The organism is Hymenobacter sedentarius (genome assembly GCF_001507645.1).
GTDB classification, from domain to species: domain Bacteria; phylum Bacteroidota; class Bacteroidia; order Cytophagales; family Hymenobacteraceae; genus Hymenobacter; species Hymenobacter sedentarius.
In genome coordinates, this window is record NZ_CP013909.1 from 2,256,731 (window position 1) to 2,277,766 (window position 21,036).

Sequence of the window (21,036 nt, forward strand, 5' to 3'; positions counted from 1 at the left end):
TATCGGGACTACGTGCAGGGTACTATCGGGACTAAAAGTACCGGCTGCCGGTACGGGCGCTTACCTGCACTGTCATGCCCGCAGCCGAAAGAGTAGCAGCGCCATGCGTCTGCCGACACCGGCCTGGGCCGCACCCCAGAGTACAGGAGAGTGGGGGTGCAGCAGCTGGGTTTCTTGCGCTGCTCTTAGCTACTCCACCACTTTTCCAGCCGTTTTATGCTTGCCCGTCGTGCATTTCTTACTGGATTGGTATTGGCGCCGTTTGCGCGGGCCTGGGCTGGGCTGGCCAGTGTTCGCCTCATCGATTATCCCCGGGGCAGCTTTTCCAGGTTTAGCAAGCACCTGCAGCCGGTGGGGCGGGCCCTGGAGCTGCCCGATTGGTATGTGTGGTGCAACTCGCCCATTTATGGCCCCGAAGGCCGCGTGCACGTCTTTTTCTCCCGCTGGCCGGCCAAAAAAGGCATGGGCGGCTGGCTCAACGGCTCGGAAATAGCTCACGCCGTGGCCGACCGCCCCGAAGGCCCTTACGCCTTCCTCGAAACGGTGCTGGCCCCGCGCGGGCCGGGCTATTGGGATGCCACCACCTGCCACAACCCCAGCATTCAGTATGTAGACGGCAAGTACTGCCTGTTCTACATGGGCAATTCCAATGGCAAAACCGACACCAAGCGCATTGGGTTGGCCACCGCGCCCACCCTCAGCGGCCCCTGGACGCGCCCCAATGCGCCCCTGCTCTTGCCCGGCCCCGAAGGCGCCTGGGACGACCACTGCACGACCAACCCGGCTTTCATCAAACACCCCAACGGGCAGTACTGGCTCTATTACAAGTCCTGGAACACCAAGGAATACGAGGAGGCGAAAGGCAAGGAAATTCGCGGTAACCGCAAGTATGGCCTGGCCATCGCCGATAAGCTGCAAGGCCCGTACGTGAAATTCGAAGGTAACCCGGTCATCGACTTCTCCAGGCAGGGCAGCAACAAGCAGTTTGAGGACGCTTTTGTGTGGCGGCAGCACGACAAGTTCCGGATGCTGGCCCGCGATATGGGCGTGTACAGCCAGGAAGTGGGCTTGTATCTGGAGTCGGAAGACGGCCGGCAGTGGACGTTTCCCACCATCGCCTTCCGGCCGCTGCGCGACTATGGCGTGCAGCAGCCACCCGCCCCCGCCGGCCTGAAACGCTACGGCCGCCTCGAGCGCCCGCAGCTGCTGCTGCGGCACGGCAAACCGGTTTATCTGTTCGGCGCCTCGCAGGGCGGCGCGGCCCTGACGGCCTCTGCCTTTATGTTCAAAATCACGTAGCCGCGCCAAAATTGAGCTGGAGCCGCCATGATTTTTAGCAAGGATGATGCCCTAAGCAGTAGTCTACAGGAGGGTAGGGGCTTTGGGTAAAAGTAATTTGGTCACAGTTTCCTGCCTCTCCCGCCCGCCTTTTTCTCAAAATCTCACCCAAATTTTTCCTCTAATGATTAAGCGTTACACCTGGCAACGATACGGCCTGGCCGTCTGCTTGCCGCTGCTGCTGCTGCACGGCCCCGGCGCGGTGGCCGCCCCCGCCCGCCCCGTTCTCCACATGGTGGCCGACTGGCAGCTGACCGGCAAAATCATGTCTCCCTCGGGCGAAGGCCTCCCCGGCGTGACCGTGGTGCTGAAGGGCACCACCATTGGCACTACGTCTAATGTGGACGGCACCTTTGCCCTGGCTGTGCCCGAAGCGGCCGGTACGCTGGTGTTCAGCTCCATTGGGTTTAAGACCCAGGAGCACAGCTTCAGCGGCGCCGAGAACATCACCATTAAGCTGGTGGACGACAACAAAGCACTAGACGAAGTCGTGGTGGTGGGCTACGGCACCCAGAAGCGGGGCGACGTGACCGGCGCCATTGCCACCCTTGACGCCCGCAAGCTCGAGGAGCGGCCTATTGCCCGCGTCGACCAGGCGCTGGTGGGCCAGCTGGCCGGCGTGGTGGTAAAGCAGACCTCCGGCGTGCCAGGCCGGGCCTTCAGCATCCAGGTGCGGGGCGCGGGCTCCATTTCGGCCGGTAGCGAGCCGCTCTATGTGATTGACGGCTTCCCGCTGGAGAGCGTGGCGGCCAACGGTGGCGGCCGCTTCAGCAGCGGCAACCCGCTCGACAACATAAACCCCAACGACATCGAGAAGATTGAGGTGCTGAAGGATGCCGCCGCGGCGGCCATCTACGGCTCGCGCGCGGCCAACGGCGTGGTGCTCATCACCACCAAGCGCGGCAAGTCGGGCAAGCCCCAAATCAGCGTCAACTCCTACGCGGGCGGCTCGCGAGCGGCCAAACGGCTCGACGTGCTCAGCGGTGAGGAGTGGGCCTCACGGGCGACAGAAATTATTAACAACAACTGGGTGAAGTCGGGCACGGGCCGCACGGCCGGCCAGACCACGGCCCAGCGCCGCACCATCCTGGGCCTGACTGGCAACAACGTGAACCCCGACCTGATGCTGGACGACCGCTGGGCCATGCCCGGCCACCCCGGCCTCACCTACATCGACTGGCAGGACCAGCTCTACCGCACCGGCATCAGCCAGAACTACCAGGTGAGTGCCTCCGGCGCCACCGACAACGTGAACTACTACGTATCGGGCAACTACAACGACCAGCAGGGCTTCGCCCTTGGGCTGGACTACAAGCGCTACTCGGCCCGCGCCAACGTGGAAGTGAAAGCCAGCGACAAGCTGCGCTTCGGCCTGACCCTGACCCCGACCTATTCCATCTCAACCGACCCCGGCATTGAGGGCAAGGACAACCGCTTTCACCAGCTGCTCGCGGAAACTCCGATTGTGGAAGACACGGCCGGCGTGAACACCGGCTACGGCAAGAACGACGTGTACCGCTGGGGCGTGAGCACGGCCAGCCCCATTGCGGTTATCAAAGCATTCAAGGGCGACACCCGCACGTTCCGCACCCTCGGAACGGTGTTTGGCGAGCTGCAGCCCATTCCGGGCCTGCGCCTGCGCTCCACCCTCAACTTCGACAACAACGACGTGACGTCGAAGTCGTACCAGCCGGCTACGCGCAACCTGGCCACTTCGCTGGCCTCGGGCTCGTACAGCGGCTTCCGCCGCCAGACGTTTGTGAACGAAAACACGGTCACCTACAACAAGGTCCTCGGCAAAAACGACTTCTCGGCGCTGGCGGGCTACTCCTACAACTTCTCCAAGCTCGACAACGTGGCCCTGGCCGCCTCGGGTGGTTTCATCAACAACACGGTGACGACCCTGAACGGCGCCACCAACATCACGGGCACGGGCAGCAACTTCACCACCGAGACCCAGAGCGTGCTGCTCTCGTACTTCGGCCGCCTGCAGTACGCCTACGATGGCAAGTACCTGCTCTCGGCCAGCGTGCGCCGCGATGCCTCCTCGCGCTTTGGCTTCGAGGACCGGGCCGGCGTGTTCCCGGCCGTGTCGGCGGGCTGGCGCCTCTCGCAGGAATCGTTTCTGCAGCCCGTCGCGTTCCTGAGCGACCTGAAGCTGCGCGGCAGCCTGGGCTACTCCGGCAACAACACCATCGGCGACTACAGCAGCATTGCCACGCTGGGTTTCGCCAACTACGCCTTTGGCGGCACCTCCGGTGTGCAGGTGACCGGCCAGGCGCCCAACAAAGTGGGCAACTCGCAGCTGAAATGGGAGCGCAACCGCACCATCGACTTCGGGGTTGACTTCGGCCTGTTCAAGAACCGCATCGTGGCCTCGGCCGACATCTACACCAAAACCAGCCAGGACCTGCTTCTAAACGTGCCCGTGCCCACGGCCGCCGGCTTCGGCACCAATCTGGTGAACATCGGCGAGGTGCGCAACAAGGGCTGGGAAGTGGAGCTGAGCACCCGCAACCTGGAAGGCGCCCTGTCCTGGAACACCTCGTTCAACCTGAGCCACAACGAGAACGTGGTGGTGCACCTGGGCCCCGGCGACGGCACCATTGAAGTACCCAATGGCCTCGACACGCCCAGCAACATCCTGAAAGTGGGCCTGCCCATCTACAGCCTGTTCGTGGTGCGGCAAACCGGCATCCTCAGCCAGTCCGACATCGACAACAAAGCGGCTCTGTTCGGGGCCGAAACCGCCGGCGACCCCAAGTACGAAGACTTTAACGGCGACGGCAAGATTGACAGCAACGACCGGCAGGTGGTGGGCAACCCCAACCCCACCTACACCTTCGGCATGACCAACACCGTGCGCTACAAGGGCTTCGACCTGAGTTTCCTGGTGCAGGGCCAGCGCGGCGGCTCCATCTACTCCACCCTGGGCCGCGCCATCGACCGCACCAGCGTAGGCTACAAGGAAAACGCCCTGGGCCGCGTGCGCGACCGGTGGTTCTCGGCCGAAAACCCCGGCGATGGCATCAAGGGCAAGGCCACGGGCAGCTTCGGCTTCATCCGCAACACCGATTGGCTGTATTCGTCCGACTACTACCGGGTGCGCTCCATCACGTTGGGCTACGACCTGGGCCTTATTATCAAGAAAAGCGTGGCCCAAGGCGCCCGGGTGTATGTGACGGCCGAAAACTGGTTTGGCCACGACAACTACTACGGCGGCCTTAACCCCGACGCCCTGAACACGAGCAACAGCGGCACCTTCGTGTCGGGCTCGGACTACGGCGGATTGCCACTGGCCAAAACGCTGGTGCTGGGTCTTAACCTTACTTTTTAATCGGCTGGGTTTGCCCCGCTCCCTTCCCGAATTCCCATGAAACGTATCTTCCTCTTCTTAACCATTGCCTGCGGTGTGGCCCTGAGCGGCTGCGAAAAGGACCTGGACCAGACGCCCATCTCGAATGGCTCGGTGCCGGACTTTTACAAAACGGCAGCCGATTTCGACCAGGCCATGACGTCGGTTTACAGCCAGCTGCGCGGCTTCCCCGACCGCGAAGTCATCCTCTCCGAGCTGCGTTCCGACAACATGTACGCGGTGAGCGCCATCGGCTCGCGCGACTGGGACCCCATTAACAATTTTGCTTCCACGCTCTCGATTAACCCCTACGTGGCCGATGCCTGGGCCTCGGACTTCTCGGCCATCTTCCGGGCCAATACCCTGCTCGACCAGCTGGCCGCCAACGGCGCCGTAACCGGGTCGCTGCGCATCCGCTACGAGGCCGAAGCCAAGTTTATACGGGCCTTCATGTACTTCGATTTGGTGCGCAAGTTTGGCAAGGTGCCCGTGATCGAGCACGCCCTGCTGCCGCAGGAAGTATCCAAGATTCCACGCCAGGACGTGGCCCAAGTGTACACCCTGATTATCTCCGACCTGCAGTTCGCCATCACCAACCTGCCCGTTTCCTACACTGGCAACAACATCGGCCGCGTCACGGCGGGCGCTGCCAAGGGCATCCTGGCGCAGGTGTACCTCACCCGTTCGGGCCCCACCTACGGCATCAACGGCCCGGGCCTGGGCCTGAATGAGTACGGCAAAGCCAGCGTGCTGCTCGACGACCTCATTGCCGCCCGCGGCACGGCCCGCTACGCCCTGCAGCCTACGTACGCCGCCATCTTCTCGCCTACCAACGAGAACAACTCGGAGGTGATTTTCGACATCCAGTACATCAACAACGGCAGCCTGGGCTCGTCGTTCTGCAACGTGGTGGTGCCCGATGGCTACTACGGCCTACTGGGCCTCACATTCTCGGCCGGCTCGGTCGAAATCAAGCCCTGCTCTAATGACCTAGTGAACACTTCCTACGCCACCACCGACTTGCGCAAGGGCGTCAACATCCAGTCGGGCTACACCTACCAGAACGTGACGGATACCCGGCCCTTCTACAAGAAATACGTGAACGTGGCCGCCAAGGGCGCCAACCGCAACGACTGGTCCATTAACTACATTGTGCTGCGCTACGCCGACATCCTGATGATGAAAGCCGAATGCCTCGTGCGCGGCGTGGGCGGCTCCACGGCCGATGCCTTGACGCTCATCAACCCCCTGCGGGTGCGCGCCGCGCAGCCGGCTCTCACCACCCTCACGCTGGAAAGCCTGATGGAGGAGCGCCGCCGCGAGTTTGCCGGCGAAAACCTGCGCTGGAACGACCTGATGCGCTCCGGCCTGGCCCTGACCGTGATGAACGCCTGGGTGCCCAAGGACGACGTGGGCAACAAAATCACCCGCCCCATCACGGCCAACCTGCTGCTCTACCCCGTGCCGCAAGTGGAGCTGAGCTCGGCCCCCGGCCTCTACGAGCAAAACCCCGGGTACTAATCTAGCTGCTACTGCACTTGGGCTGAAAATAAACAGCCCAAGTTGAGTAACTTGAATAGGCCAACGACAAGAATATCCTGCTGCGCTATGCGCAGCAGGATATTCTTTTTTTCGCGTCGCCACCCCCAGCCGCGGCATGCCTCCGCTCATACCCCACAGTACAGGACAGTGGGTGCAGCCGGGCCGAGTTCTTTTGCGGGCAGTCCCTTTTCCTCCTGTGCCATGTATCAAGTCCCGCGTATTTCCTCAGGCTCAATGGCACCGCGGCCGTCGGCATTGTGGCGCTGGCTGTGCGTGGCGTTGTGGTGGGGGCTGGTGCCGGCGATGCTGGCCGCCGCGCCTATTCCAGGCAGAGAGAAGTATAATTTCAACCCCGGCTGGAAAGTGCGGGTAGGAGAGGCGCCTGGTGCTGAGGCCGCCAGCTACGACGATGCGCAGTGGAAAGCCGTGACGCTGCCCTACGCCTGGAACGAAAGCGAAGCCTTCCAAAAAGACATCAAGGACCTGAGCACGGGCATTGCCTGGTACCGCAAGCATTTCCGGCTGCCGGCCGGGGCCGCGGGCCAGAAGGTGTTTCTGGAGTTTGAGGGCATTCGGCAGGCCGGCGAGTTCTATTTGAACGGCCAGCCCATCGGCCAGCACGAAAACGGGGTGATGGCCTTTGGCTTCGACATAACTCCGCTGCTGCTCCCCGCGCCCCTGGAAAACGTGCTGGCCGTGCGCATCAACAACGACTGGGACTACCGGGAAAAAGCCTCGGGCCAGATTTACCAGTGGAGCAACCGCAACTTCAACGCCAACTACGGCGGCATTCCCAAAAACGTGTTCCTGCACGTGATGAGCCCGCTGCACCAGACGTTGCCGCTGTTTTCCACGCTGGGCACCACGGGCGTTTACATCTACGCCCAGGACTTTGACGTGGCCGGCGGCCGGGCCACGGTGGTAGCCGAGGCGCAGGTGAGAAACGAGTTTGCCGCCCCGCGCACGTTCACATTTGAGGCCGCCGTGGCCGATGGTGCCGGCAAGGTCATTGGCACGTTCAGCGGCGGCACCACCACGCTGCAGCCCAACGAAACCAAAACGGTGGTCGCCCGCGCCCAGCTGTCCGGCCTGCACTTCTGGAGCTGGGGCTACGGCTACCTGTACACCGTCAGCACCCGGCTGGTAGCCGACCACAAAGTGGTGGACGAAGTAAAAACCCGCACCGGCTTCCGCAAAACCGAGTTTGCCCACGGCCTCATCCAGCTCAACGACCGGGTGCTGCAGGTGCACGGCTACGCCCAGCGCACCAGCAACGAGTGGCCCGCCGTGGGGCTGGGTGTGCCGGCCTGGCTCTCGGACTACAGCAACGGCCTGATGGTGGCCGGCAACGCCAACCTGGTGCGCTGGATGCATGTGACGCCCTGGAAACAGGACATCGAAAGCTGCGACCGGGTGGGACTGCTGCAAGCCATGCCCGCCGGCGACGCCGAAAAAGACGTAACCGACCGCCGCTGGGGCCAGCGCCTGGAGCTGATGCGCGACGCCATTGTGTACAACCGCAACAACCCCAGCATCGTGTTTTACGAGGGCGGCAACGAGAGCATCAGCGCTGCGCACATGCAGGAGCTAAAGGATATTCGGGATAAATATGACCCACACGGCGGCCGCGCCATCGGCTCGCGCGAGATGCTGGATATTCCCGAGGCCGAATACGGCGGCGAGATGCTCTACATCAACAAAAGCGCCACCAAGCCGCTCTGGGCCATGGAGTACTCGCGCGACGAAGCGCTGCGCAAGTACTGGGACGAATTCTCGCCGCCCTTCCACCAGGACGGCGCCGGCCCGCCCTACAAAGGCGCCAACGCCGCCGAGTACAACCGCAACCAGGATTCGCAGGCCCGCGAAGACGTGATGCGCTGGTACGACTACTGGCACGAGCGGCCCGGCACCGGCACCCGCAGCAGCGCTGGCGGCGTCAACATCGTTTTCTCCGACACCAACACCCACTACCGCGGCGAAGAAAACTACCGCCGCAGCGGCGAGGTCGACGCCTTGCGCATTGCCAAAGACGGCTACTTCGCCCACCAGGTAATGTGGGACGGCTGGGTGGAGCCCGCGCGCCCGCGCACCCACATTATCGGCCACTGGAACTACAAAGCCGGCGTGGTGAAGGACGTTTCGGTGGTGTCGAATGGCGAGCGGGTTGAGCTGTTTCTCAACGGCAAGTCGTTGGGCAACGGGCAGCAGAGCCACCGGTTCCTGTTCACGTTTAAGCAAGTGGCCTGGCAGCCCGGCACCCTGCGCGCGGTGAGCTACGATGCTGCCGGCCGCAAGACAAGCGAAGCCGAACACCAGACCGCCGGCCTCGGCGTGGCCCTGCGCCTCACGCCTACCACCAGCCCCACCGGCCTGCACGCCGACGGCACCGACCTCGCCCTCGTACAGGTAGAGGCCGTGGACGCCCAGGGCTGCCGCTGCCCCACGGCGCTGAACATGGTCAACTTTGCCCTAAGCGGCCCGGCCGAGTGGCGCGGCGGCCTGGCCCAGGGGCAGGGCAACTACATTCTCGCCAAAAGCCTGCCCGTGGAAGGCGGCGTAAACCGTGTGCTTATTCGCAGCACCAAGCAGGCCGGCAGCATCACCCTCACGGCTTCAGCCGAAGGGCTGAAGCCAGCCACCCTCAGCCTGAAATCGCAGCCCGTAGCCGTGAAAAATGGCCTGGCCACGCAGCTGCCCGGCGCCGACCTGCCGGTGAGCTTGCGGCGCGGGCCCACGCCGGCAGGGCCGGCGTTCACGGTGTCGCGGGTGAGCGTGCCGGTTACCGGCGTCGCGGCCAGCTCCAATGCTGCCAACGCAGCGTTCAGCGTTGATGACAACGAGCTGTCGGAGTGGGTTAGCGACCGCAAGGATGCCCAGCCGTGGATTGAATTTGCGCTGGCCCGGCCCGCCGCCATCAGTCAGTTGGCGATGAAGCTCACGGGCTGGCGCACCAGCACTTACCCCATCCGCATTCTGGTAGATGGGCAGGAGGTTTTCCAGGGCACTACGGAGCGCAGCCTGGGTTACTTCACGGCCGTGTTTCCGCCGCACACGGGTCAGAAGCTGCGAATTGAGCTAATTGGCACCACCCAGGCCCAGGATGCCTTCAACATCACGGAGCTGGAAGCTGCCAAAGCAGCTATCGACCAGCCGGGGCCGCCCGGTACGCTGGGCCTGGTAGAGGTCGAGGTGTATGAGAAGCCATAAGTTTTAACCGTCCATATTTATGCAATTGCAGGGTGCTACTTGCGCAGGCTTGTATCGTCTGGCTCCCCCTCTCCGAGGGAGAGGGGACATGCCCGGCAGGGCCTGGGGGGTGAGATTCCTCCAGCTACTCAGCACACTCCTGCTCCTGACCAGCCTTGCCCACGCGCAGGTGGCGCCACCTCCTCTCTGGCACAACCAGCCGCGCACCATGCGCTACCACCCCGAAGGAACCGATTTCGTCATCACCAACGGCACCCGCCGCTTCAATCGCGCCCTTTACGGTACCAATACTGCCTTCCGTGTGGAGGCTGGCGACCTGCCGGAAATGGCACTGTACCTGCCCGGCATGGGCGGCAACCTGAAGTTTGGCCTGCTGGCCAATGGTCAGAGCAAGTGGCTGATAAAGGCCGAAAGCATAACGGCCCACTACCGGCCTGGTGCCATGCTCTACGACATCACCGACCCGCTGCTGGGGGCCGGGAAGCTGCACCTGGAAGTGCTGGCCCTGGCCAATGCCGAAGGCGTGGTGGTGAAAGCAAGGTTTGAAAATGTGCCTGCCAAAAAGGTGCAACTGCTGTGGGCTTTCGGTGGCGTCACGGGCAAGAAATTCAGTCGCGACGGCGACATTGGGGCCGACCCCGAATCGAGCTTTTATCTAAAGCCGGAGTACTGCCAGGGCAATGCCTTTGCGCTGCAAAAAAGCACGTTTGCGCTCACTTATGGGATAGGGGAGAAGCCCACCAAAGCAGTGGCCGCCGCGGCTGGAAACGGGGTGCCCGCGCCGAAAATCCTGACCGGAACATTCCCCACCAAATCAAAGAGCCACGTGGCCGATGCCGCGCAGCAGGAGTCGCCGGCGCAGCTGTGGGCTTCCGGCGCATCGGCCACGCCGGTGGTGGTGGGCTTGGTGCCCGTGCGGGCGGGGGATGAGCTGTATTTCACGGTGCAAAAACCGGCTGGCGCGGCCGCTGCAACTGTGGCTTATTCCGCATTGCCAGCCGCTTTTGCTCGTGCCGAGGCGGCCCGGCAAGTGCTGGCCGGCCGCGTACGCGTGGTCACGCCGGACCCGTACATCAACACCCTCGGCGGCGCATTGGCCGTGGCGGCCGATGCCATTTGGGAAGCCCCCTCCTACATGCACGGGGCCGTGGCTTGGCGCATGCGGCTCAACGGCTGGCGCGGGCCCTACGCCGCCGACCCGCTGGGCTGGCACGACCGCGGCCAGTCGCACTTCCGGGCCTACGCCAAGTCGCAGCTCATCAGCCCCGCAACCGGCCCGGTGGTGATGGACACCGCCCTGCACCTGGCCCGGCACCTTGAGAAGTTGGGCACGGCCGTGTTCAGCAGCGGCTACATCAGCCGTAACCCCGACGGCGACTTTAGGCCCCACCACTACGACATGAACCTGGTGTACATTGATGCCCTGCTACGGCACCTGCACTGGACTGGCGACCTGGCTTTTGCCCGCGAGATGTGGCCGGTGCTCCAGCGCCACCTGGCTTGGGAAAAACGCAACTTTGACCCCGACAACGACGGCCTCTACGACGCCTACGCCGCCATTTGGGCCAGCGACGCCCTGCAGTACAGCGGCGGCGCCGTCACGCACACCTCGGCCTACAACTACTTCGCCAACCAGCAAGCCGCCGCCTTGGCCCAACTGCTGGGCGAAGACCCCGTGCCTTACCGCCGGGAGGCAGCCCATATTCACCAAGCCCTCAACAGCCGCCTGTGGCTAGCGCCGCAGGGCTGGTTTGCCGAGTACCAGGATGCGCTGGGGCTGCAGCAGCGCCACCCCGCCGCCGGCCTCTGGACGGTGTATCACGCGCTGGATTCGGAAGTGCCCGATGCTTTTCAGGCCTACCAGCTGCTGCGCTACGTCGACGCTGAAATTCCGCACATCCCCGTGCGCGCCGCTGGCCTGCCCGATGCCGGCTACCACCTACTGTCTACCACTAACTGGCAGCCCTACGACTGGTCGCTGAACAATGTGGTGATGGCCGAGGTGCTGCACACCACGCTGGCCAACTGGCAGGCCGGCCGTACCGAGCAGGCCTTTCTGCTTTGGAAAAGCGCCCTGCTCGAAAGCATGTACCTCGGCGCCAGCCCCGGCAACTTCCAGCAGATTTCGTTTTACGATGCCAACCGCGGCGAGCTGTACCGCGACTTTGCCGACCCCGTCGGCGTGGCGGCGCGCACGCTGGTGGAGGGCCTGTTCGGCATCGTGCCCAATGGACTAGAGGGCACCCTGCTTATTAGGCCCGGCCTGCCCCAGGCGTGGAACGAAGCCGCCCTGGCTGTGCCCGGCATCTCCTTCGAGTTTAAGCGGGATGGAGCCCGCGACATCTACACCATCCGGCCCGCATTCAGCAAGCCCCTGCGGCTGAAGCTGCAGGTGCAGGCCCGGACGGCAGCTGTGCAATCGGTCACGCTAAATGGCCAGCCGGTGACATGGCGCAACCTGGATGCCGCGGTGGGCCGGCCGGTAATTGAGCTAAGCAGCACGCCGGCGGTGCAGTATGTCGTCGAAATCCGGTGGCAGGGCGACGTGCCCGACGCCGCCACAGCCCAGCCCAACTACCAGGCTGGCGCGCCGCTCACGGTGCGGTTTGCGCACGCGGCCATTGCCCAGGTTTTCGACCCCCAGCACGTGTTGCAGCAGGTGAAAACTAACGAAAGCGAACTGACCGCTCAGGTGGCTGGAGCCGCGGGCAGCCATACCGCCTTCGTGCAGCTGCGGCAGGGAGAGCTGAAGTGGTGGGAGCCGGTTGGCGTAACCATTGCGCGTCCGCTGGCTGCTGTACCAGCAGCTCCCGCAACGGGCCCGGCCAAGTGGGCCGCCGTGGACCTGGCGGCATATTTCAACGACCGGGTGACGCGCATTTTCCAGAATCAATACCTGGCGCCGCGCCCCACTGGGCCCACGCTGCAACTGCCCACGCAGGGCATCGGCAACTGGTGCTACCCACTCACGGAAGCGAATATCGATGATGCGGGCCTGCGCCAGCTGGCCGCAACCAGGAACACCATTGAGCTGCCCGGCGGCATCCCGCTGCGCACGCCGGGGGCGGCTGATGCCAACAACATCCTGTTCGTATCGCAGTGGAAAAACTATCCCAGCCAGCGCACGCTGCCGCTCAGCGGCCAGGCCTCGCACGCCTACCTGCTCATGGCCGGCTCCACCAACCCCATGCAAAGCCAGCTGCTTAACGGTGAGGTGCGCATTGCCTACACCGATGGCACCACTGATACGCTGCCGCTGCGCAACCCCGACAACTGGTGGCCCATCGAGCAGGACTACGCCGACGACGGCTTTGCCTTCCGCACCGGCCCGCACCCGTACCGCCTGCACCTGAAAACCGGCCTGCTCACCCGCGAATTTACCCAGTACACGGCCATCAAAGGCTTCAGCACGCGGGCCATCGACGGCGGTGCGGCCACCGTGCTGGATATGCCCCTGAACCCCCGCAAAAATCTCAAAAGCCTCACCCTGCAAGCCCTCGCCAACGACGTGGTAATTGGGCTGATGAGCGTGACGCTGCAACGCAATTAACGGCTCCTTCTGCTCCCGCTTATGCCTCTAGCTTTTCGATTGTTTCGATTCCTTACCGCCGGCTGCCTTGTGGCGGCGGTAGGCGACGTGGCCGCGCAGGCGGTGCCCGGTGCTATCGACCGCAAGGCGCTGGTGGAACGCCACCGGGTGGTGAACACTACCACCGACACCCTGGCGTCGCTGTCGGTGGGCAACGGGGCGTTTGCCTTCACGGCCGATATTACCGGGCTCCAAACCTTCCCGGCTTACTATGAAAAGGGCGTGCCGCTGGGCACCGAATCGGAGTGGGGCTGGCACCGTTTTTCCAACAAGGAGAATTACCAGTTCGCCCAAAGTCTGCGCGAGTATGTGCTCAACGGCCACCCCGTGAGATATTCGGTGCAGGTGAAAACGCCGGGCAACAAAGAGGCCGTCGATTACCTGCGGGCCAATCCGCACCGCTTGCAGCTGGGCAACCTGGGTTTTCGGCTGCTTAAGAAAAACGGCCAGCCCGCCACCATCCACGACCTGCGCAACATCCGCCAGGGGCTCAACCCCTGGACCGGCGAACTCACCAGCCACTTCACCCTGGAAGGCACGGCGGTGGATGTCGTCACCGTTGGCCACCAGCAGCAGGACGCCATCGCCGTGCGTATTAAGTCGGAGCTACTGAAAACCGGCCGCCTGAAGCTGGCGCTGCGTTTCCCGTTTCCCACCGCGGGCTGGGCTGATGTGGGCACTGACTATTCACATGAAAACCAGCATCGTTCGGCCATCATCAGCCAGCAGAAAGGGGCTGCGCTGCTGTCGCATCAGGTCGATACTACTCGCTACACCGTGGCGTTGGGCTGGGCCCAGGCGGCCACGCTGGCCCCGGGCGGGGTGCACGAGTTTGTGCTGAGCCCCGGCAAAGCGGCGGGCGTGTTCGAAGTAAGCTGCCGGTTTGCGCCCCGCCGGGCCACCGTGCCGCTGGTCTCGTTTGCCGCCACGCGCGCCAACAGCCGGCAGCAGTGGGAAGCATTCTGGAAGAGCGGGGGCGCTGTCGATTTCAGTGGCAGCACCGACCCGAGGGCCCGGGAGCTGGAGCGGCGCATTGTGCTGTCGCAGTACCTCACCAAGCTGCAGAACGCCGGCTCGCAGCCGCCGCAGGAAACCGGCTTGGTGCTCAACAGTTGGTACGGCCGGCCCCACCTCGAAATGCACTGGTGGCACTCGGCCCACTTCGCGCTCTGGGGCCGCCCGGCCCTGCTCGAAAAAAGCCTGACCTGGTACGGCCGGCCAGACGTGCAGGCCGAGGCCCGCGGCATTGCCCGCCGCCAGGGATACGACGGCGTGCGCTGGCAAAAGATGACCGACCCCTGGGGCGAGGAAGGCCCATCGTCTGTCGGGGCATTTCTGCTCTGGCAGCAGCCCCACACCATCTACTTCGCTGAAGAAGCTTACCGGGCGCACCCCAATGCCGCCACCCTCCAACTGTACCGGGAGCGGGTGTTTGCCACCGCCGATTTCATTGCTAGCTACCCTTTTTTTGAGAAAGACAAAAACCGCTACATCCTGGGCAAAGGCGTGATTCCGGCTCAGGAGCGGTTTAACGCCGAAGACACCTTCAACCCCACCTTCGAGCTGGTGTACTGGCACTGGGCCCTGGCTACGGCCCAGCAGTGGCACGAGCGCCTGGGCCAGCCCCGCAACGCCCGGTGGGACGAGGTGCTGCAAAAGCTTTCGGCCCTGCCGCAGGCCGGCGGTGTGTACCTGGCCGCCGAAAGCGCCCCCGACTCCTACACCAACCCCGAATATAAAACCGACCACCCCTCGGTGCTGGCCGCGCTGGGCATGATGCCCGCCACCGGCCAGGTAGACCCAGCCACCATGCGCCGCACCTTCGACTTGATTTGGAAAGACTGGAGCTGGGACAAAACCTGGGGCTGGGACTTCCCCATGACGGCCATGACCGCCACCCGCCTCGGCCTGCCCGACCGCGCCGTGGACGCCCTGCTCATGAAGGTGCGTACCAACACCTACCTGCCCAGCGGCCACAACTACCAGGAAGGCCGTCTGCCCATCTACCTGCCCGGCAATGGCGGCCTGCTCGCCGCCGTGGCCCTCATGTGCGCCGGCTACGACGGCTGCCCCACCCCAAACCCCGGCATTCCCAAAACCGGCTGGCAGGTGCGCTGGGAAGGCTTGCAGAAAATGCCCTGAGACCAGGCCACTCCTGACAGCATTGGACTGAAAAAGCTCGGGGCTTTGGCCTGGGTGGCTAAATAACTGAGGTTCAAAGGAGCCATTTCGCTGTCGCCCCTGCTGGATGGGCATGCGGCCGTAGTTGCGCTGCTAATGCAATTGCCAGTCACCAGCTTGGCGAGGGTACGTTGGCCAAAGCTTTTTACCCGTGGGCCTGCAGCAGATCCACTTCTTGCTCGTGCAGCGCTTCGCTTAACTTGGCGTAAGGGCGACCACAGCGGCCTGGAACATGCGGGACATCCGGTAACTCGCTTCCCTGTCGCCGGGTGGATTCAGCTGTTCTGCGGCAAAGCGCTGCTACCGCTAGCCGGCCAATCCCGGGAGTAACTATACTGGCTAGTGGTAAATGCCTAGTTAAAAAGCAGGGGCTGAGCAGGACCTTGCCGCCGCCTATTTCCAATGAACCTGCAGCGGGACAGCCAGGCGCTGGGCAAACTCGGCCAGGTAAGTATCCCACGCTTGCGCGGAGGCAAACTGTCCGTTTTTCTGCCAGCCAAACCCGGCGTAAAACACCACCACATCCTGTTGAGGCTTGGTCACGACGTAGAGCTGGGTTTGGTCTTTTTCGGGGGTGCGGTGGTCATGATAATCGATGATATAGCGTGGGGCTGCCACCACAGCGGTGCCCAGATAGGAGTCGTCAATCTTCTCCCAGTAGCGAAACCAACCCGCTTTGGGGTCGGCCTTTACCTCTCCTTTTACCACCCCATTCTGGGCATGCAGCGTCAGGCCGATGGTGCAATTGGGCAGGGCAGGTGTACTGCGGATATGCTCTTCGTAGCGGGTGAGGTTGCTGCCCAGGTCGAGGCTGATGATTTTCTTCTCCGTCACCTGGTGGCCGGCTGCATCCCAGGGCGCGTAGGTCAGCTCAAATATCGTGCGGATGGGACCAGTGGCCAGGGTTTTGTAGCTGGTGAAGTTGCGCGACACATACAGCTTGCCCTTGTCCAGTACCCCCGTGCCGCCGGTGCCGCGGCTGCCGCCCACGTGGTAGGGGTCGTAGCCTTCGCCGGTGTCGGTGTGGTAGGCAAAGGGCTTTTCGTGCACGTGGCGGCCGTACCATTTGTCGATAATAGGGTAGTCGACGCGCTTCAGCCAGCAGTCCATGCCACTGGTGAGGGTGCCGTTGGGATCTTTGGCCACGGCGAGCTGCTCGGCCACCGGTCCGTAGGTCCGGAAGGCCACCCGTTCGTTTTCCCAGGCGTAATCGTCGGTGCGCTCCGGCACGAAGCGCGAAAACGTGGTGTGCGGGCTGGCTGGCGCAGCCGTACCGGCCGGCATACCAATGAGCGTAAACTTCTTGCTGGCTTTGGCCGGCATATCGGTTTGAAACAGCAGCTCCTCGGGCTGGCCATCGGCGTTGCTATCTATCAGCTGGCTCACCAGCACCGTACCTGTCTCGTCCTTGACTCGCAGGTTGGCAGGCGCAAACTGGCGTGCAGCCGCGGGCAGCTTTGCCAAGGGCAGACTGATGGTTTCGACTCGCCGCAGCAGGGGCAGCGGGTTGCGGACGGTGATGGTGGTGGGCTGCGGCTCTGGGCTGGCCGCGCTACCCATCAGCAGGGTTGTTGCCGGCAATGCGACCAGGGCAACGGACCAGAGCTTGGATTTATTCATAATGAGAATGCTTAACGCAGGGCGTCGAGGGGCACGGCGTCCATGTCGGTGTATTCGCGGTTTTCGCCGGCCATGCCCCAGATGAAGGCGTAGGCGCTGGTGCCGCAGCCGGTGTGGATGGACCACGGCGGCGAGAGGATGGCCTGCTCGTTGCTCACCCATAAGGGGCGCGTTTCGGTGGGCTCGCCCAGCAGGTGCAGCACGCGCTGGCCGGCGGGCAGGTTGAAGTAGAGGTAGGCCTCCATGCGCCGGTCGTGGGTGTGGCTGGGCATGGTGTTCCACACCGAGCTGGCTTGCAGCTGCGTGAGGCCCATCGCCAGCTGGCAGCTCTGGATGCCTTTGGCGTAGATGTACTTGTAGATGGTGCGGCGGTTGGCCGTCTCGGTGGCGCCCATTTCCACGGGCGTGGCTTGGGCCTGCGTGCGCAGGGTGGTGGGGTGGGCATGGTGGGCCGGGGCCGAGAGCAGGTAGTACTTCGCCGGATTGGCGGCGTCGACGTTGGCAAAGGCCACTTCTTTCGAACCCATTCCGACGTAAAGACAGTCCTCGTGGCCCAGCTCGTACACCGTGCTGTCCGCCGTTGCGGTGCCCGCACCGCCGATGTTGAGCGCGCCCAGCTCGCGGCGTTCCAGGAAGAAATTTGCCTTCAGCGATTCCGGGCACGGCAGCGTCATGGCCGCTTCGGTGGGCTGGGCGCCCCCCACAATCATGCGGTCGTAGTGCGTGTAGGTCAGCTCAATTTCGCCAGCGGCGAAGATGGACTCAATCAGGAAATGCTCGCGGATACCACTCGTATTGAGGGTGGCCGTTTCACGGGGGCCGATGGCGAAGCGCTGGGTCATGGTTTCAAGGAGAAGGGAGGAATGAAGCAGGTGGAATTAGCGACTGGGAATTCGTCCTTCTCCATTCGTCATTCCTCATTAAAATCTACCGCCCCATCCAGCCGCCGTCGACGGTGAGGATGGTGCCGTGCACGTAGTCGCTGGCGGTCGAGGCCAGGAACACGGTGGGGCCTTTGAAATCGTCGGCGGTGCCCCAGCGGCCGGCCGGAATGCGGCCCAGGATGGTGGTAGACCGGGCGGGGTCGTTGCGCAGGGCCTCGGTGTTATCGGTGGCGATGTAGCCCGGGGCAATGGCATTCACGTTGACTCCGCTGCCGGCCCACTCGTTGGCCAGCGCCTTCACCAGGCTGGCGATGGCGCCTTTGCTGGCCGCGTAGCCGGGCACGTTGATGCCGCCCTGAAAGGACATGAGCGAGGCCGTGAAAATGATTTTGCCCGTGCCCTGCGTCAGCATGCGCCCACCGATGGCGCGGGCCAGCCGAAAGGGCGCATCGAGGTTAATTGTCAGTACTTCGTCCCAATCGGCATCGCTGTGCTCGGCGGTCGGGGCGCGGCGGATGGTGCCAGCGTTGTTAATCAGGATATCGATGCGTGGGAAGTCCTGCTGCACCTGGGTCAAAAAAGCGTCTACGGACGAACGCTGGCTGAAGTCTGCCTGGTAGGCCCGGAACTCGCGGCCCAGAACATGGACCTGCCGCTCGGTATCGTTGCCCATAAGCGCGAGGGTGGCCGACACGCCGATGATGTCGGCGCCGACTTCGGCCAGGGCCAGGGCCATGGCCTGGCCAATGCCTTTGTTGCAGCCCGTTACCAAGGCGGTTTTACCAGTCAGGTCGAACATTGAATTCATAGCGGGCAGGGGAGTGGGCGGCCAGAGTCAGGCGCCCTTTTTCTTCACGAGTTAGGCTAAAAGTTGCGGGGTGGGCTTACAGGGCGTGGTCGGTCTTGACATCCTGGCCCGACCAGATGCGGCGGGCGGTCCAGTCCTGCGCCGGGCTGGTCCAGTACGGGTCACTCGCTGGCAGGCCCAGGGGCAGAAACGCGGTGGTGCAGAGGTACAGGCTGCCGGTCGAGATGTAGGTTTCCCCAATGCCTGGTTGGTGCCCGCACAGCCCAATCTGCAGCCAGCCCTGGGCGTCGAAAGTGCCTTTGGGCTCCAGCGTGCGCCGAATTACGGCCGTGAGGGCGCTGCGGACCTGCCCGGCCGGCAGCTCGGCCGGCAACAGCTGCTGCAAGCTTACCTGGGCCAGGTGCTGGAAGGCGCCGCAGCGGTAAGCCAGGGACCGCCCAAAGGCCGCAAACGAGCCATCGGGCGCGATAAGCCGCTCCTGCACAACCGCGTAGCGGCGGGCGCGAGCCTGTAGACGCTCCAGCAGCTCCTTATTTTCCTTTCCGGCGGTCACCAGCGTGCCCACCACGTCCAGCAGCATGGGCTGGATGACGTAGCTGTTGTAGTAGTCCCAATGAAAATCAGGGCCGTCGCCGTAGGTGCCATCGCCCTTGTACCAGGTCTGGTGCTCCTTGATGGCGTAGTCCATGCGCATTAAGTCGCCGCTGCCCGTGAACTTGAGCAACGCAGCTTCGATGATGCCGCTGAACAGCAGCCAGTTGCTGTACACCGGCTTGATAACGCGGCTGCTTTGCAGGGCCTGCACCAGCTGCTGTTGCGCGGCGGCGGGCAGCTTGGTCCACAGCTGGGAGGGCGCCCGCAGCAGCGCATGGGCCAGGAACGCCGCATCGACCACGGGTTGGCCACCTTGGCTAAAATTCAAAAAGCCCGGCGACTGCGGATTCACGGCGTGGGCAATGGCCTGGCGAGCCAACTCGGCGCAGCGCTGCTGCCGGACTTGTTCGGCGGCGGAGGCATCGGCCAGTTCCAGCCAGGGGGCCAGTCCCGCCAGCGTCCGGCCCAAGGCTTCGAGGTGAGTCACTTTGCGGCGGCCTTCCTGCTGCCCCGCCGCCGATTCCACGGGCATGGCCGTCTTCAGTTTGCCGGCAGCTCCCGCCGCCAGCACCGGCTCCACGATGCGCAGCAGGGTGGTTACCCAGTAGTCCCGGTCAGCAGTGGGCTTGGTGGGCAGTGCAGCTAGCACTGAAGGCACGGCTGGCAACGCTGCGGCCGGCAGCGACAGGGCCGACAGGCCAGCGCCAACTCCCGTAATAAATGAGCGTCGCTTCATAGGTAGCGGAGCCGGGTTGGGCTAAATCAGGGCTTGAGCTTGATAACTTCGGAGCCGGCCAGCAGGAAAGCGCCGGTGCCGTACACCTCCCAGCTATCGGCCGAGAAGTCGCGGCGCGGGTCGGCCCCAATGGGCTGCACCCAGCCCACGCGGCCTTCCGGCGACACCACCTTGTTCAGCGCCACCCAGGCCTTTTGCACAGCGGCCAGATATGTGGCCTGGTCCAGTATGCCGTTATTGATGCCCCAGGCCATGGCGTAGGTGTCGAAGCCTGAGCCCGAAGTTTCGCCGCCGGGATACGCGGCCGGGTCGAGCAGGCTGGAGCGCCACAAGCCGTCGGGCTGCTGCAGCTGAACGAGCCGGGCGCTCATTTCCTTGAATAGCCCCACGTAAAAAGGCCGTGTGGGGTGGTCGAACGGTAGCTCCTGCAGCACCTGCACCAGGCCGCCCATCACCCAGCCGTTGCCGCGGCTCCAGAAAATGCGCTGGCCGTTGCTTTCCTTCTTGCCCTCGCCCGATTCACTCCACAGGTAAGAGGCATCGCGGGCAAACAGGTGCTCCTGGCGATTGAACAGGCGCCGATAAGTCTGCTGGTACAGGGTGTCGCTGAGGGCGAGGTACTTGGGCTGGTTTTCCAGCATGCCCAGCTTCACCAGCACGGGCGGGCCCATAAACAGGGCGTCGCACCACCACCAGGCAATGCCGTTTTTCTGCACTTCCGGGCCCGGCTCGGTGCGGAGTTTCTCCACCACTGCCAGGGTCGGCTCAATCATGCGGCGGTCGTGTTTCAGCCGGTACAGGTTGAGGTAGGTCTGGCAAATGACGATGTCGTCGGCGTGGTCGTAGCGGCGGTCGGGGCGCCACTGGGTACGGGTTCCCATGGCCAGCAGCGAGTCCAGAATCAGCTTGGAATGCGTGGCTTGATACGCGGCGAACACGCCGGAGTAGAACGCGCCGTTGGTCCAGTCCGTCACCTTGTGCTTGGGGTGGGCCAGCTGCCACTTGGTGGCTTTTAGTAGCTGCTTCTTGATGAACTTCGGCTTGAAAACAGCCTGGTCGGCTTTGGCCAACGCCTGGGCGTGGCTGCTGTGGCCAAGGCCCAGCGCCAGCAGCAGGCCGCAGGCAAGCGGGCGAACGAAGTGCGAGGAAAGAGAGGGCATAGCGGATGAGTTAAGTAGCAGC

Annotated in this window: 11 protein-coding genes; 6 read left to right on the forward strand and 5 right to left on the reverse strand. The window is 63.6% G+C overall.

What is annotated here, in order from left to right; all coding sequences use genetic code 11:
* Positions 1-216: 216 nt before the first annotated feature.
* From AUC43_RS09415 to AUC43_RS09440, 6 genes are all read left to right on the forward strand, one after another.
* Positions 217-1,299 (forward strand): glycoside hydrolase family protein, encoded by a 1,083-nt coding sequence (locus tag AUC43_RS09415; RefSeq protein ID WP_068192274.1) that lies wholly within the window; start codon positions 217-219, stop codon positions 1,297-1,299.
* Between the two features lie 163 nt (positions 1,300-1,462).
* The gene (locus AUC43_RS09420) at positions 1,463-4,675 is read left to right on the forward strand and encodes a SusC/RagA family TonB-linked outer membrane protein (RefSeq protein ID WP_068192277.1); all 3,213 of its coding nucleotides are present in this window, start codon (positions 1,463-1,465) and stop codon (positions 4,673-4,675) included.
* 36 nt (positions 4,676-4,711) lie between these two features.
* On the forward strand, positions 4,712-6,214 hold the full coding sequence (locus tag AUC43_RS09425; RefSeq protein ID WP_068192280.1) for a RagB/SusD family nutrient uptake outer membrane protein: 1,503 nt from the start codon (positions 4,712-4,714) through the stop codon (positions 6,212-6,214).
* A 222-nt stretch (positions 6,215-6,436) separates the two neighbouring features.
* Positions 6,437-9,442: a glycoside hydrolase family 2 protein gene (locus tag AUC43_RS09430; RefSeq protein WP_233254142.1), complete on the forward strand. Its 3,006-nt coding sequence runs from the start codon at positions 6,437-6,439 to the stop codon at positions 9,440-9,442.
* 109 nt (positions 9,443-9,551) lie between these two features.
* Positions 9,552-12,992 carry a DUF4450 domain-containing protein gene (locus AUC43_RS09435; RefSeq protein ID WP_082685271.1) on the forward strand — a complete coding sequence of 1,147 codons (3,441 nt, stop codon included), beginning with the start codon at positions 9,552-9,554 and terminating at the stop codon, positions 12,990-12,992.
* Between the two features lie 21 nt (positions 12,993-13,013).
* Entirely contained in the window at positions 13,014-15,173 is a 2,160-nt protein-coding gene (locus AUC43_RS09440) for a hypothetical protein (RefSeq protein ID WP_082685010.1), read from the forward strand.
* Positions 15,174-15,605: 432 nt separating this feature from the next.
* On the opposite strand, the gene AUC43_RS09445 is transcribed toward AUC43_RS09440, so the two are convergent.
* The 5 genes from AUC43_RS09445 to AUC43_RS09465 form a co-directional block, all read right to left on the reverse strand.
* The gene (locus tag AUC43_RS09445) at positions 15,606-16,832 is read right to left on the reverse strand and encodes a DUF4861 family protein (RefSeq protein ID WP_068192294.1); all 1,227 of its coding nucleotides are present in this window, start codon (positions 16,830-16,832) and stop codon (positions 15,606-15,608) included.
* An 11-nt stretch (positions 16,833-16,843) separates the two neighbouring features.
* Entirely contained in the window at positions 16,844-17,674 is an 831-nt protein-coding gene (gene kduI, locus AUC43_RS09450; protein ID WP_068192297.1) for a 5-dehydro-4-deoxy-D-glucuronate isomerase, read from the reverse strand.
* Between the two features lie 85 nt (positions 17,675-17,759).
* The gene (locus AUC43_RS09455) at positions 17,760-18,524 is read right to left on the reverse strand and encodes an SDR family oxidoreductase (protein ID WP_068192300.1); all 765 of its coding nucleotides are present in this window, start codon (positions 18,522-18,524) and stop codon (positions 17,760-17,762) included.
* A 76-nt stretch (positions 18,525-18,600) separates the two neighbouring features.
* Entirely contained in the window at positions 18,601-19,854 is a 1,254-nt protein-coding gene (locus AUC43_RS09460; protein ID WP_068192303.1) for a DUF2264 domain-containing protein, read from the reverse strand.
* 26 nt (positions 19,855-19,880) lie between these two features.
* The gene (locus tag AUC43_RS09465) at positions 19,881-21,014 is read right to left on the reverse strand and encodes a glycoside hydrolase family 88/105 protein (protein WP_068192306.1); all 1,134 of its coding nucleotides are present in this window, start codon (positions 21,012-21,014) and stop codon (positions 19,881-19,883) included.
* Positions 21,015-21,036: the final 22 nt, after the last annotated feature.